This window comes from Actinoplanes sp. NPDC049598 (genome assembly GCF_040675435.1).
Taxonomy (GTDB): Bacteria; Actinomycetota; Actinomycetes; order Mycobacteriales; family Micromonosporaceae; genus Actinoplanes.
In genome coordinates, this window is sequence record NZ_JBFAOX010000014.1 from 96,495 (window position 1) to 110,074 (window position 13,580).

Sequence of the window (13,580 nt, forward strand, 5' to 3'; positions counted from 1 at the left end):
TTTAGCCGGCCGTGGTCGGGAGACCGACAGAAATCGGCGGCCCGGCGCTGTATCACGAGGGTTCCGGCCGCGCTCCCTAGCCAGAAGAAGCGGTGGTTCCTTCGACAGAAGGAGAGTCGTGGAAATCGATGACGGCAACCTCGTCAGCCTGGTGAACGGCAGTATCGCGGGCGACGAGGAGTGCTGGAACCAACTGGTCCGCCGGTACGCCGGTCTGGTCGCCGGGGTCATCCGCCGGTACCGGATCACCGACGCCGACATTCAAGACATCAGTCAGCTCGTGTGGCTTCGCCTCATTGAGCACCTACGGCACATCCGGGAACCGGACGCCCTGCCGGGCTGGATGGTCACCACCACCGGCCGCGAATGCCAGCGGTGGTTACGGGCCAGCCGGCGGAGCCTGCCGGTCGATCCCGAGACGATGAACCGGCTCGAGGCCGGCGACGAACGCATCGGCGACTCCCTGCTGCACGCCGAACGGCACCAAGTGCTCCTCGACGCCCTGAACGAGCTCGAGGCGCAGCAGCGGGAACTGTTCGCCCTCCTGGTCGCGGACCCGCCCCACAGCTACGCCGAGATAAGTCGCATGTTGCGCATACCCATCGGCAGCATCGGGCCGACCCGCAGCCGGATCCTCGACAAGCTCCGCGCCACCGCTGCCGTCCAGAAATACCTGCTGGCCAACGATGAAGCCGCACAGACGGGGGGCGGACAGCATGCGTTCGCGGGATTGGAGTAACGACGACGTGCTCATGCACGACCTGGGTGAGGTACTGCGACCGGGCCCGACCGAACAGCGGGTGGCCGAGGCGGCGACCGGGCTGCTGGCGTGGCGGCTACGGGCCGAACAAGAAATGGCGGCCCTGCTCTACGACTCCGGGCTGGACGCGTCGATCACGGTCCGGGCCGGCGGCCACGGCGAGCCGCAGACGCTCGTCTTCGGTCACGGCCCGGTGCAGATCGAGGTCGAGGTGAGCGACGACGGCATCGAGGGGCAGTTCATCCCGCCCCGGCCGGGGGTGATCCGCCTGTGCACCGTGGCCGGGACCCAGGCCGAGACGATCGTCGACGAGGTCGGCTGCTTCTCGTTCCCGCTTCCGGCCCGCGGCCCGATCCGCCTCGAGTGCGCGACCGCGGAGAACACCCTGCTCACCGAATGGATCAGCGTGCACGCCAACCGAGAGGGGTAAGACCATGGGCGACGGATATCCTTTCCCGAACGACTACCAAGAGGTCTACAACGACCGGGTCAGCGACCTTCGAGACCTTCTGGACCGCCAGCTCGCCGAGCTCAATCGCAAGGATCGCGTCCAGGACGCCGCTGTCATCGGTTTCCTGCGAGGTCGCCGGTCCGGCCGGCGGGAGACCTTCCAGGTGGAGGCCGAGGTCGCGCCCACGGCCGACTCCGATGGTCCCCGGGTCCTGCTCGCCGGCCGGGAGGTCATCGTCGAGGCCGAGATCCTGTCGGGTCAAGGGGTGCGCGACGCGGTCGAGGCGGCGGGATTCACCAACCGCGGCTCGGCCGATGGGCCGTTCGTGCGGCTGGTGAACAATCAGATTCGCGCCCAGGAGATTCGACCGAAAATCGAGAAGCTGACCGGGACGCCGGCGATGCCGAACACCCTTGCCGTGACAGCATCGGTCGGCAAAGGGGTCGGCGGACCCGATTCGGTTCTGAACCCGATGGGCGCGGAGTCGACGTTCGAGAGTTACCGCTCACAGGCCAGGTGGGCCCCGGAGGGTCCGGGGCCGATCGTGGCCGTCATAGATACCGGCATCCCCGGCAAGGACGAGGACGGCCTGCGCACCATGATCCGCGCCGACGGCTGGCTGGATGACGTGCCACGCGGAGACGGCAACCGCGACTTGCTGGACCACCTGCCGCAGCCGGACGGTTACCTGGATTACCAGGCCGGCCACGGGACGTTCGTCGCGGGCATCGTCCAGCGCGTCGCCCCGACCGCGCAGGTCCGCGTCTACCGCGCCGCCGACACCGACGGCCTGGCCGACGAAACCGCGATCGCCGACGCCCTCCAGCAAGCGTTCGACGAGGGCGCACGGATCATCAATCTGTCGCTGGGCATGACCACCGAGAACGACGAGCCGCCGCCGGTGCTCGAGACGACCCTGAAGCGGATCACCAACGACTACAGCGACAAAGAGGTCGTCATCATCGCCGCAGCCGGCAACTTCGGCGACAGAACCCGATGCTGGCCCGCCGCTTCCCCGGCGGTGCACGCGGTCGGCGCACTGATCGAGACCGAAGACGTCGAAAACCTCGCCTCCGCCAGGCGGACCGGAAGGTTCGAGACCGCCGACTGGTCGAGCCAAGGTGACCACATCAAATTCTGGACGGTCGGCGAGGGAGTGCGGTCGACCTTCGTCACGGGAAACGAGTCGCCTGATTTCGACGACGAACCAGAAGTCTTCCCGCCGAACGCGTGGGCTCTGTGGAGCGGCACGTCCTTCGCCGCGCCGCAGATCGCCGGTGCCGTCGCCCGCCTTCAGCAAGAGCGTGGAATGACGCCACGACAGGCGGTCGACTACCTTTCCGACGCCGGCGCGACGGTCAGGGATCAGCAGGGTACGGAGCAGAAGGGCAAGGGCCTCAGAATCCTCTCCGGGATCCCGCGGCACTGAGGCGGTCAGCGGTTCGAGCCGGGACCGGGGTTGGTCTTCGGGGTCACCGCCTTCTCCCAGAAGCTGCGGACCGCGGGCACGACCTCGGAGACCGCCGGGATGCCCGGGCCCGGCTCCCGCACGTCGATGGTGAGGGCCGGCGCCGAGCGCTCCAGCGACCCGGCCATCCGGTCGATGTCGGTGATGATCGAGCCGGCCAGCACCAGCACCCCGGTGTCCTCGATCTGGGTGCGCACCTTGTGCAGGGTCTGCCGGCGGGCCTCGCGCAGATCGTCGAGCAGCTCCTCGAGGCTGTCGGCGTCCTGCGTGGGGTCGGCGTCCGGGTCCGTCTCCAGCGTGGCGTGCGCGGCGAACGCCTCCGAGGCCGCGGTGAGCAGCGGCCCGATGTCGTCGGGCACGCTGGGCGAGTGCGGGGTGGCGGCGGCGTCGAACATCGACCGGGCCACCGAGTTGACCTGGTGCACCCCGTGCTCGAGGACGCGGAACGTGTGGTGCACCGGTGTCACCTCGGTCAGCGGGGTGGTCAGCGACCAGCGGGCCTGGCGGTCCAGGTCGTCCACCGCATCGACCGCCTCGCCCAGGGTCTCGCCGAGCTCGCGGGAGCGCGCCAGCCACTGCGCGGCCTGCTCCCGCCCGTAGCCGCGGGCCGCGCCGGTCCCGAGGTCGCCGAGCAGGCGGGCGATCTCGGTGGACAGGTGGGCCAGCTTGCAGTGCGCCCGCTCCAGCGGTGTCATCCCGCCGACCAGCGGCGACAGGATCATGCCGACCACGATGCCCAGCCCCGTCGCGCCGACCCGCTCCCAGACGAAGGTCTCGGTCACCGCGCTGCCGGCGACCAGGACACCCAGCGAGGTGGCCGGCACCATCACCGAGCCGTCACCGAGGCGCAGCAGCCGCCCGACGATGAGCCCGCACCCGGCGATCACCGCGATCGACACCGGGCTCGGGCCGAAGACACCCCACACGCCCACCGCCACGCCGATCCCGGCCAGCGTGCCGACCAGGCGTTTCGTCCCGTCCCGGAGCGAGGCGTGGGCGCTGAGGTGAACCGACAGGATCGCGGTGATCGAGGCGGTGATCGCGCCCACCAGGTGCAGCGTCGTGGCAGCGGACCAGGCGATGCCGGCGGCGATGGCCGCCACCAGGATGGAGCGGGCGACGGCCGGGTCCACCCGCTCGTACCACCGGCCGGCCACGCGCCGCAGCCCGGCCGGCAGATGGGGCCCCACCTCGTCGAGCACGGCCCGGGCGGCCGCCTCGACCACCGGCTTCACCTTGCGGCGCAACAACACCACGGCCAGCGCACAGAGCACCAGGCCCACGGCAACGACGGTGATCGGGTCCGCGAACTCGACGAGCGACTCGGGCAACGCTGCGGCTTCCTCTTCACGAGCAGATGATCCGGTCGCAAAAAGTACCCCCGCCAACGCTGTCATATATCCCGATTGCGGGAATTTGTGAGGGAGCCTGCTCAGCGCTGCCGGGTCAGCAGGCCCGGCCGCCACGGCAGCTGGTCGTACGGACCGCCGGCGCCGGGGTTCTTACCCTGGTAGAGCAGTTGCAGGTTGCACGGGTCGACGGTCATGGTCTGGTCCGCGGTGCTGCGGACGAGGTCGCCGTGGCTGATGTCGTTGGTCCAGGTGGCGCCGCTGTTGGCTTTGCCGGCGAACGGGTTGCTCTCGGTGGCCGCGTTCGGGGTCCAGGAGCCGTTGAGGCTGGTGGCCGTGAAGGAGCGGAAGTAGCGTCCCTGGCTGCCGATGGCCTCGACGATCATCAGGTATTGGTTCTGGCCTTGGATCTTGTAGACCTGGGGTGCTTCGAACAGGTTGTTGGTGGAGTCGCTCATGATGGTGGTGTAGGAGGAGCCGAAGTTGCCGGGGAAGTTCCCGATCGGCATGGAGGCCCGGTAGATCTTGCCGTTGTCGCCGGCGAAGAACAGGTACATGTTCTGGCTGTCGGCGATCAGGGTCTGGTCGATCGGCCCGGTGCCCGAGCCGGAGATGCTCCCGGTGAACAGCGTCTGCGCCGACGACCACCCGTTGGGGTTGGTCGGGTCGCTGGAGGTCCGGTAGATGAACGGCCACGCGCCCCACTGGTAGGCGAGCACCCAGATGTTCTTCGGGGCGAAGTAGAACAGCGTCGGCGCCACCGTGCCCGACGACATCGCGTTCTGCGAGGCCGAGGCCATGTCCGACCAGTTGGTGAACGGGGTGAAGTTCATCGAGCCGTACGACGACCCGGCCACGTTCGACGCGTACACCAGGTGTTTGCCGTTGTAGGGCACGGCCGTGAAGTCCTTCAGCGAGACCCAGCCCGATTTGGGGTTGGCCAAAGAACCGGTCGACGTCCAGCGATAGCTCGACGGGAGGGTGCACGTGCCGTCCGGCGGCGGCGAGGTGGTCGGCGAGGACGTCGGGGTCGGGCCGGTCGACCCGGTGCAGGCGACGCCGTTGAGCGCGAACCCGGCCGGCACGGGGTTGCTGCCGGTCCACGAGCCGTTGAAGCCGAACGACACCTTGCCGTTGGTCGCGATCGCGCCGTTGTAGCTCGCGTTGGTGGCGCTCACGGCCGACCCGGTCTGCGTCACCGTCGCGTTCCAGGCCTGGGTCACGCTCTGACCGGCGCCGAACGACCAGGTCAGCGACCAGCCGGAGAGCGGGTCGCCCAGGTTGGTGATGGACACGTCGGCGTTGAATCCGCCCTGCCACTGCGACGACACGGCATAGCTCACCGAGCAGCCCGTGGTGGCCGCGCCGGCCGACGGCGCCACGGCGACGCCCACCGGCGCCAGCACCAGTCCGGCGACGGCCGGGACAAGTAGACGTTTACGCATCGAAACGCCACCAATCCAGGTTCAGCAGGTAACCGCTGCCGCCGGTGAAGCGCAGATAGAGGTCGTGGGTGCCGGTGGCGCCGCTGACCGGGCAGGTTACCGACGTCCAGGTCTGCCAGCCGCCGGTGCCGGGCACGGTGCAGGCGCCGGCCAGGGTGCCGGTCGGGCTGTCGAGACGCACTTCCACCCGTCCGCCGCTCGTGGCCGAGGCGGCCCGCGCGGTGAAGGACCGGGCACCGCCGCCGAAGGCGACCCCCTTGACCTTCACGTAGTCGCCGTTCTCGATGAAACCGACGTTCAGGCCGCCCTCGGCGGCGCGCTCGGTCTCCACGCCGCTCGCCCAGGCGCTCGTCTCGGCCTCCTGCCGGACGTACGGGTCGAGCGAGCCGATCTGCGGCGCGCCGGCGCTGGTCATCGTGATCGCCGGGAAGGTGCCGTCGGAGCGGTAGGCGAACTTCTCGACGGCGACCGAGCGGGTGAAGCCACCACCGCCGGGCAGCGCGCCGTTGTGGTAGAAGAAGTACGAACCGCCGTTGAAGTCGATCACCCCGGCGTGGTTGGTGAAGCTGCTGCCCTGCGTCGGCATGATCGTGCCGCGGTAGGTCCACGGCCCGGTCGGCCCGGGAGCGGTGGAGTAGGCGATGAACTCGGAGCAGCACTTCGCCGCGTAGACGAGGTAGTAGAGGCCGTTGCGTTTGTAGACCCACGGGCCCTCTTCGAACAGCGTGGGCCGGTTCGCGTCGCCGGTCCGGGTGCCGAAGCCGGCGGTGGTCAGCGGGATCTTGGTGGGGCTGCCCGCGTACGAGGTCATGTCCGCGTTGAGCTTGACGTACCAGAGGTCGGGGTTGCCCCAGTAGAGGTACGCCTGCCCGTCGTCGTCGATGAACACGGTCGGGTCGATCTGGTTGTTGCTGACCAGGGGCCGTCCGATCGCGTCGGTGAACGGGCCGGTCGGGCTGGACGAGACGGCCACGCCGATGCCCATCTGCCCGGTGGCGCGCACGGTCATCGGCACGTACCAGTAGAACTTGCCGTTGCGGTACACGGTCTGCCCGGCCCAGGCGTTGGCACTGGCCCAGCTGAAGCTGGCCAGGTTGAGCGGCGAGCCGTGGTCGGTCCAGTTGACCATGTCGGCCGACGAGTAGACCCGCCACTCCTTCATGGTGAACCAGGTCGAGTTGTCCTCGTCGTGGCCGGTGTAGAGGTAGACGCGGCCGTTGTGCACCAACGGGGCCGGGTCGGCGGTGTAGATGGTCTGGACGATCGGGTTGTCGGCCCGGGCCGCCTGCGGCTGCAGGCCGAGCACGGCCAGCACGGCCAGGATCGCCGCGAGCGTACGGCGTCTCATGCGGGCCCACAGGTGGTGGAGGGCACGCTGTTGGTGCCGTTCGCGGTGCCGAGGAACCCGAAGGTGGTCGACGCGCCCGCGGCCAGGCTGCCGTTCCAGCTCTCGTTGGCCACAGTCGGCGTGCTGCCGGTGCCGGTCACCCGGCCACCCCAGAGCTGGGTGATCGTCTGGCCGTCGGCGAAGGTCAGGCCGACCCGCCATCCGGTCAGCGCCGTGGCGCCGGCGGTCACCGTGACCTCGGCCTGGAAACCGCCCTGCCACTGGCCGGTGATCCGGTAGGCAGCGGTGCAGGCGCCGGACGGGACCGGCGGCGTGGAACTCGGTGTGGTCGGCGGCGTGCTCGGGGTGCCGCTGGTCAGCTGCGAGAAGAACCGCCAGACCTCGGCGCCCACCCACGTGAGGGCGCCGCTGGTCGAGGTGGATCCGTCGACGGGTTCCGGGGTGTGATCGCCGTCGAACGCGGCCCAGGCCACCGGATATCCGGCCCGGCAGCCCGCGTAGGCGGTGGTGATGTGGGTCAGGCTGCCGCGGGCCGGCTCGGGTGGGTTCTGGGCGGTGCAGCCGTTGTTGCGGACGAAGGTGTCGCGGATCGCCCGGCCCTGCGAGATGTTGAGCACGCTGTCGTGGGTGCCGTGGATGCCGAGATAGGCGACCGGCTGCGTGCCCGGGTTGCAGCCGCTGAGGTTGGCCCCGGACAGGACCGCGACCGCGCGGAAGACCGTCGGCCGGGCACACGCGACGGCGTAGCTCATCGATCCGCCGTAGCTCCAGCCGAGTGCGAACAGCTGGGTGGTGTCGACGCACAGGTCGCCCTCGATCAGGGCGGTCAGGTTGTCGACGAGGGTGAGGTCGCGGTTACCCGTGTTGGCCCAGCCGTTGTCGATGCCCTGCGGCGCGACCAGGATGGCCGAGTTGTTCGACAACCCCTGCAACCCGTAGTAGCCCCCGCTCGCCACGTTCCCCGCGGTTCCGTTCAGCCAGTGAAAGGCGAAGATCAGCTTGTACGGCTTGGCGCGGTCGTAGTTGTCGGGGAGGCGCAGGATGTACGAGCGGTTCTGGCCGCCGCTCGAGATGGTGCGGGTGCCGCTGGTCAGCGTCGGCGCCTTGCCGCAGCCCGCCGTGGTGGCCGCCCCGGCCGGGGCCGCCGTCGTGATCACCACCGTCGCCGCGGTGGCGAGCAGGGCCGCCGCCGCCACGCCGGCGAGTTTCCGGAGAGACTTCACGATTCCTCTTTTCGCCGAGGCGGCTCTCCGGCCGAGGGGAGCCCGGCCGGAGAGCACAGGGAGGACGGGCGGCTAGCCGGCCGCGCAGGTGGGGGTGGCCGTGGGCCCGCTGCCGGTGCCCTGGAAACCGAACTCGGTCGAGCCGCCGGCCGGGATCTGGCCGTTGTAGCTGACGTTGCGGAAGCTGACGGCTCCGCTGGTGCCGCTGTTGGTGGCGCTCCAGGCGCCGGTGATCGCGCTGCCGGAGGGCAGGCTCACGCTGACCGTCCAGCCGTTGACGGCCGCCGAGCCGGCGGTCACCCGCACGGTGGCCACGTAGCCGCCGTTCCAGGAGTTCAGCGACACCGTGGCGGCGCAGGCGCCGGTGGGCGGGGTGGTCGGCGGTGAGGTGGGCGGGGTGGTGGTCGGCGTCGTCGGGGGCGGGCTGGTGGTGCCGCCGGCGTTGAGGGCGTTCAGGACCGAGGTGTACGCCGCCTTCTTGTTGCCCGAGTTGTCGAACAGCAGCGGGTTCTCACCCGTCCGCCAGGAGTCGCTGTCGCGGATGCCCCAGACGGTGATGCCGGTGCAGCGGGACACGGCCAGGCAGGCCCGGGTGACGCCGGCGTAGACGTTGGCCTGGTTGCCGCCCTGGGCGACGTCGAGCTCGGTGATCTGGACGTCGACCCCGAGGTCGGCGAAGCGCTGCAGATTGGCCTGGTAGGTCGAGTCGAGGCCGGTGCCCAGGTGGGATTGGAAGCCGACGCAGTCGATCGGCACGCCGCGGGACTTGAAGTCGCGGACCATGTTGTAGATGCCGGTCGACTTCGCGTTGATGCCGTCGGTGTTGTAGTCGTTGTAGCAGAGCTTCGCGGCCGGGTCGGCCGCGCGGGCGGCCCGGAACGCGGCCTCGATCCAGTCGTTGCCGGTGCGCTGCAGGTTGGAGTCGCGCCGGGCGCCGCTGCCGCCGTCGGCGAAGGCCTCGTTGACCACGTCCCAGGCGTAGATCTTGCCCTTGTAGTGGGTGGCGACCTGGGTGACGTGGTTGATGGCGGCGCTGCGCAGCGCGCTGCCGGACAGCGACTGCGCCCACGAGGGCTGCTGCTGGTGCCAGAGCAGGGCGTGGCCGCGAACCTTGGCCCCCATCGAGGCGCCCTGGCTGAGGATGCGGTCGCCGTTGGTGTAGGTGAACCGGCCCTGGGAGGGCTCGGTCGCGTCCCACTTCATCTCGTTCTCGGGGGTGACCGAGTTGAACTCGGTGGTCAGAATCCGGGTGTACGTGGCGTCGCCGAGCCGGCCGGCCGCGATCGCCGCGCCGTAGTAGCGGCCGCTCTGGGCGGCCGAGGCGCCGAGGGTGGTGGCCGCGTCCGCGGTGCCGATGACGGCGACGCTGGCCGCGACGGCGAGGCCCACCGCCGCCGCCGCGAGCAGCGCCGACCGGCCGTGCCTGGGGATGGACATGAGCACGCCGAACCTTTCTCGAGGAAATACCGGGGATTACGAAAACGTTACGGGAGCGCTCCCACGCATTCAAGGGTGTCGTTTTACTAACCGCTTATGACCAAATACCAAGCCCGGTCATAACTGTTTTTCGGCGCCGATTGTCGGCGGGCGCCGATCGTCCCCGGCCGGAGCCACCGGGGCCGGGGACGATCAGCCGCGGGCGGCTCAGTATCCGAAGATCATCTTGTAGGCGACCTCGGGCAGGAACTGCCCGGCGGACGAACCCGCGCCGACACCGCAGTTGCCGTCGGACTCCCCCGGCGTCTTGAGCCAGAGCAGCATCTCGGCCCCGCCGCCGAGCTGGCTCGGGGTGCCGATCCGGCGGCCGGCCGGGTTGCACCAGGCCCCGTTGGCGCCGTTGCCGTTGCGGCTGGTGTCGATGACGAACGGCTTGCTGTAGCCGTAACTGCGCAGCGCGGACGCGACATTGTTGCCGTAGTTGACGTTCTCGCCGGTGGTGAAGTAGTTCGACACGTTCAGGGCGAAGCCGTGCGCGGCCGAGACGCCGGCCGAGTTCAGGCGCTGGGCCATGGTCCGGGCGTCGATCCACCCGGGATTGCCCGCGTCGAGGTAGGCCCAGGTGTTGGGCGCCTTGGCCCGGAACTGGCCGGCCGCGCGGGCCAGCATGCCGGTGCGATCGTTGATCTGCGCCTGGCTCATGCAGTTGAAGTCGCCCAGCGAGTCGGGCTCCAGCACCACCACGGCGGGCCGGTTGCCGATGGCGGCGGCGAAGGCGGAGATCCACGCGTCGTAGGCGGCGACGCTGCCGGCCCCTCCACCGGAGTGCCCGCCACAGGCATCGCGGCCCGGGAGGTTGTAGGCGACCAGGACGGGCAGCTTGTCGACCGCGTCGGCGGCGGCCACGTACGAGCCGACGGCCGACCCGATGTCACCGCTCCAGTTGCCGAACCAACTGGCCATCGGCCGCTGCGCGATCTGGGCCCGGATCGCGCCGGCCCGGCCGTCGTTGGGGTTGGCGGCGACCCAGGCCGCCGGACTCGAGTTCGGGTTGACGTAGAAGCCGCTGGTCTGGCTGACGGGGTCGGCGTGGGCGGCCGGCGCGGCCATCAGCAGGACGGCGGGGACGATCAGGGCCAGCGCGGCGGCCAGCGCCCGGGGACGGGTCGGTCGTTTCATCGGCAGGACTCCTCGACGCGACTGGAAGCGCTTCCGGTCTGTTTGATCCATCGATGTCGATAACAGGTTGCGCGTGAACCGTTTTACTGTCAAGACACTCGGTGCTTCGCCGTCTGAGCTACGACCTACAACTGGGACCGCTTCCAGTCCACGAAAGTCGATATGATCCATCGACGCTCGTCGGCGGAAGGACCAGCATCGAGATGGCGGCGCAGTCACCGGGGCGGAAACCCACTCTCGACGAGGTGGCCGAACGCGCGGGCGTGTCCCGCTCGGCCGCGTCGCGCGCCATCAACCAGGCGCCGCACGTCAGCCGGGCCGCCCGCGAGGCCGTCGAGCGAGCCATCAAGGAGCTCGGTTACCGGCCCAACCGCACCGCCCGCGCCCTGGCCACCCAGCAGACGGGCGTCGTCGCCCTCGCGGTCTCGCACGACGATCCCGAGCTGTTCGCCGATCCGTTCTTCGCCCAGGTCATCGTCGGCGTCTCGGCCATGCTCGAGGAGACCGACCTGCACCTGCTGCTGTGCCTGGCCAGCTCCGGCCGCGGCCGGTCCCGGCTGACCAACCTGCTGCACACCGGGGGCGTCGACGGCCTCATGCTGCTGGCCACCCGCAAGGACGACCCCGTCAACCGGATCGCCGCCCAGGCCGGTCTGCCCACCGTCTACGGTGGCCGGCCCCTCGGCTTCGAGCCGCGGTGGTACGTCGACTGCGACAACCTCGGCGGGGCCCGGCTGGCCACCGAGCACCTGATCGGCCTCGGCCGGACCCGCATCGTCACGATCGCCGGCGAGACCGGCAGCGGCGCCGCCGACGCCCGCCACCGGGGGTACCGCGAGGCGATGACCATGGCCGGCCTGACGCCGTACGGCATGGTCGAGGGTGACTTCACCGAGGCCGGCGGAGCCGCGGCGATGCGTACCCTGCTCGAGCGCCACCCCGGCGCTGACGGCGTCTTCGCCGCCAGCGACAACATGGCCGCGGGCGCCCTGCGCGTCCTGCGGGAGGCCGGCCGGTCGGTGCCGGGCGACGTGGCCGTCGTGGGCTTCGACGACCTGGCCGCGGCCGGCCACACCGACCCGCCCCTGACCACGGTCCATCAGCCGGTCCAGGCCCTGGGCCAGGAGATGGCCCGGTTGCTCATCGACCTGATCGCCGGGCAGGAGCGGAGCTCCCTCATCCTGCCCACCCGCCTGGTCCGCCGCGACTCCGCGTGAGCCCGGCTCACGAGCGTGACCAGCGCTGGTTGGCGGCGCCGGTACAGGTCCAGAGCAGGGTCAGGGTGCCGTTGGCGGTGAGGTTGCGGTCGACGTCGAGGCAGAGCCCGGACTGGTTGCCCCGGACGGTGCCGTCGGCGTTGAGCGTCCACTGCTGATTGGCGCCGCCGTTGCAGTCCCAGATCTGGACCTTGGCGCCGGCGGTGGCGCCGATCGGGGCGTCCAGGCATTTGCCGAGCGCCCGCAGGGTCGAGCCGGAGACGGTCCACTGCTGGTTGGCGGCCCGGCTGCAGTCCCAGATGACCGGCTGAGTCCCGTTGGCAGTGTTGCTGTTGGGCACGTCCAGGCAACGCCCGGAGGCGGCGCTGACCAGGGCGGTCGAGGTGGGGGTGGGCGGGTTGCCGGTGGTGCCGCCGCTGACCCGGTAGACGACCGTGCCGTGCGAGGGGACGCTCGCGCTGATCGTGCCGCCGGTGGCGGTCGTGGCCCCGGTCCAGGCGTCGACGAGGCTGAACGACGAGCCGGTCTTGCCGATCGCCGCGGCCGTGGTGGAGATGGTCCGGGTCGAGCCCGACTGGTTGAACAGCGCGACCGCGATGTCGTCGTTGGCCAGCCGCTTGGCCAGCACCCGCTGGTTGGCGTCCCCCGCGACCTGGACGCCCTGTCGGCCGAGGGTGTCCTGGTTGACGGCGATGAGCCGGGGGTTCTTCAGGATCGTCTGGGTGGCCGCGCTCATGCTGCGGAGGTCGTTGCCGGCGATCAGCGGCGCGGCCATGACCGCCCACATGGCGAAGTGGGATCGCTGCTCGGTGTCGGTCAGCGTGCCCCGGCCGACCTCCATCATGTCCGGGTCGTTGAAGCCACCCGGCTCCGCGTAGCCGGCCAGCGGCACGGTCACGTCGATGATGTTCTGCACACCCATCGGATAGTTGTTGACCTGGTCGGTCTTCCACACCAGCTGGATGTCCTCGGTGGTGCGCCAGATGTTGGCCACGTCGCCCCAGTCGCGCTGCGGGCCGGTCTTCGGGTGGATGCTGTTGGAGTTGATGCTGTAGAGGATCGGCCGGCCGGTGGCGGCCAGCGCATCCCGCATCTTGGCGAAGGTGGTGACCTGCTCGGTGATGGTCCCGGTGGGTGAGCACCAGTCGTACTTCAGGTAGTCGACGCCCCAGGCGGCGAACTGGCGGGCGTCCTGCGCCTCGTGGCCCTGGCTGCCGGTGGCGCCCGGGTAGGAGCCGAAGTACTGCGCGCAGGTCTTGTCCAGCGGCGCCTGGTAGAGGCCGAACTTCAGGCCCTTGCCGTGGATGTAGTCGCCGAGCGCCCGCATGCCACTGGGGAAGCGGGTCGGATCCCCTTGCAGGTTGCCGCTCGAGTCGCGGTTCGGGTTCATCCAGCAGTCGTCGACCACCACGTACTGATAGCCGGCGTCGCGCATGCCGGTGCTCACGATGCTGTCGGCCATCCCCCGGATCAGCGACTCGCTGATGTTGCAGCCGAACGTGTTCCAGCTGTTCCACCCCATCGGCGGCGTGCGGCCCACACCGTTGTCGAGCGCCTGAGCGGCCGGGGCGGAAAAGACGGTCACGGCTAGCAGCATTCCGGCCAACAGCGCGGCCCTCAGTCCTCTCATTGCTACCACCCTCTAATTGAGAACGTTCACAGCACAGTGCCAGACCCTTTTTTGCTTAACAAGCTCCCAATAA

The 13,580-nt window shown here is 69.9% G+C and carries 11 protein-coding genes; 4 read left to right on the forward strand and 7 right to left on the reverse strand.

Annotated features, from left to right (window positions below):
* Positions 1–118 precede the first annotated feature (118 nt).
* Genes AB0J66_RS29515 through AB0J66_RS29525 form a run of 3 tightly spaced genes read left to right on the forward strand, consistent with a single transcriptional unit; the run spans position 119 to position 2,640 of the window.
* Complete coding sequence (locus AB0J66_RS29515; protein WP_364667312.1) at positions 119–739, forward strand: sigma-70 family RNA polymerase sigma factor; 621 nt, start codon at positions 119–121, stop codon at positions 737–739.
* Positions 717–1,190, forward strand: coding sequence for a hypothetical protein (locus AB0J66_RS29520; protein WP_364667315.1), 474 nt, complete (start codon positions 717–719; stop codon positions 1,188–1,190). Before AB0J66_RS29515 ends, AB0J66_RS29520 begins: the two co-directional genes overlap by 23 nt.
* 4 nt (positions 1,191–1,194) lie before the next feature.
* Entirely contained in the window at positions 1,195–2,640 is a 1,446-nt protein-coding gene (locus AB0J66_RS29525) for a S8/S53 family peptidase (protein WP_364667317.1), read from the forward strand.
* A 5-nt stretch (positions 2,641–2,645) separates the two neighbouring features.
* Here the strand turns inward: AB0J66_RS29525 and AB0J66_RS29530 are convergent, their stop codons facing one another.
* The 6 genes from AB0J66_RS29530 to AB0J66_RS29555 all read right to left on the reverse strand — a co-directional run bounded on the left by AB0J66_RS29530 (position 2,646) and on the right by AB0J66_RS29555 (position 10,660).
* Entirely contained in the window at positions 2,646–4,010 is a 1,365-nt protein-coding gene (locus tag AB0J66_RS29530) for an aromatic acid exporter family protein (protein WP_364667319.1), read from the reverse strand.
* A 101-nt stretch (positions 4,011–4,111) separates the two neighbouring features.
* Positions 4,112–5,473, reverse strand: coding sequence for a non-reducing end alpha-L-arabinofuranosidase family hydrolase (locus AB0J66_RS29535; protein ID WP_364667322.1), 1,362 nt, complete (start codon positions 5,471–5,473; stop codon positions 4,112–4,114).
* Positions 5,466–6,821: a glycoside hydrolase family 43 protein gene (locus AB0J66_RS29540; RefSeq protein WP_364667325.1), complete on the reverse strand. Its 1,356-nt coding sequence runs from the start codon at positions 6,819–6,821 to the stop codon at positions 5,466–5,468. The genes AB0J66_RS29535 and AB0J66_RS29540 overlap by 8 nt, the downstream gene beginning before the upstream one ends.
* Entirely contained in the window at positions 6,818–8,044 is a 1,227-nt protein-coding gene (locus AB0J66_RS29545) for a cellulose binding domain-containing protein (RefSeq protein WP_364667327.1), read from the reverse strand. Before AB0J66_RS29545 ends, AB0J66_RS29540 begins: the two co-directional genes overlap by 4 nt.
* Positions 8,045–8,116: 72 nt before the next feature.
* Complete coding sequence (locus tag AB0J66_RS29550; protein WP_364667330.1) at positions 8,117–9,481, reverse strand: endo-1,4-beta-xylanase; 1,365 nt, start codon at positions 9,479–9,481, stop codon at positions 8,117–8,119.
* Positions 9,482–9,688: 207 nt separating this feature from the next.
* On the reverse strand, positions 9,689–10,660 hold the full coding sequence (locus AB0J66_RS29555; protein ID WP_364667333.1) for a glycoside hydrolase family 6 protein: 972 nt from the start codon (positions 10,658–10,660) through the stop codon (positions 9,689–9,691).
* Positions 10,661–10,863: 203 nt separating this feature from the next.
* Between AB0J66_RS29555 and AB0J66_RS29560 the strand changes: the two genes are divergently transcribed.
* The gene (locus AB0J66_RS29560; RefSeq protein WP_364667336.1) at positions 10,864–11,877 is read left to right on the forward strand and encodes a LacI family DNA-binding transcriptional regulator; all 1,014 of its coding nucleotides are present in this window, start codon (positions 10,864–10,866) and stop codon (positions 11,875–11,877) included.
* Positions 11,878–11,884: 7 nt separating this feature from the next.
* On the opposite strand, the gene AB0J66_RS29565 is transcribed toward AB0J66_RS29560, so the two are convergent.
* Positions 11,885–13,507: a ricin-type beta-trefoil lectin domain protein gene (locus AB0J66_RS29565; RefSeq protein ID WP_364667339.1), complete on the reverse strand. Its 1,623-nt coding sequence runs from the start codon at positions 13,505–13,507 to the stop codon at positions 11,885–11,887.
* Between the last annotated feature and the right edge of the window lie 73 nt (positions 13,508–13,580).

What these genes read in the sequence shown, in the direction of transcription:
- AB0J66_RS29520 (WP_364667315.1), top strand. Translation starts at nt 717, where the DNA reads ATGCGTTCGCGGGATTGGAGTAACGACGACGTGCTCATGCACGACCTG.
- AB0J66_RS29560 (WP_364667336.1), top strand. Translation starts at nt 10,864, where the DNA reads ATGGCGGCGCAGTCACCGGGGCGGAAACCCACTCTCGACGAGGTGGCC.
- AB0J66_RS29525 (WP_364667317.1), top strand. Translation starts at nt 1,195, where the DNA reads ATGGGCGACGGATATCCTTTCCCGAACGACTACCAAGAGGTCTACAAC.
- AB0J66_RS29550 (WP_364667330.1), bottom strand. Translation starts at nt 9,481, where the DNA reads ATGTCCATCCCCAGGCACGGCCGGTCGGCGCTGCTCGCGGCGGCGGCG.
- AB0J66_RS29535 (WP_364667322.1), bottom strand. Translation starts at nt 5,473, where the DNA reads ATGCGTAAACGTCTACTTGTCCCGGCCGTCGCCGGACTGGTGCTGGCG.
- AB0J66_RS29565 (WP_364667339.1), bottom strand. Translation starts at nt 13,507, where the DNA reads ATGAGAGGACTGAGGGCCGCGCTGTTGGCCGGAATGCTGCTAGCCGTG.
- AB0J66_RS29555 (WP_364667333.1), bottom strand. Translation starts at nt 10,660, where the DNA reads ATGAAACGACCGACCCGTCCCCGGGCGCTGGCCGCCGCGCTGGCCCTG.
- AB0J66_RS29540 (WP_364667325.1), bottom strand. Translation starts at nt 6,821, where the DNA reads ATGAGACGCCGTACGCTCGCGGCGATCCTGGCCGTGCTGGCCGTGCTC.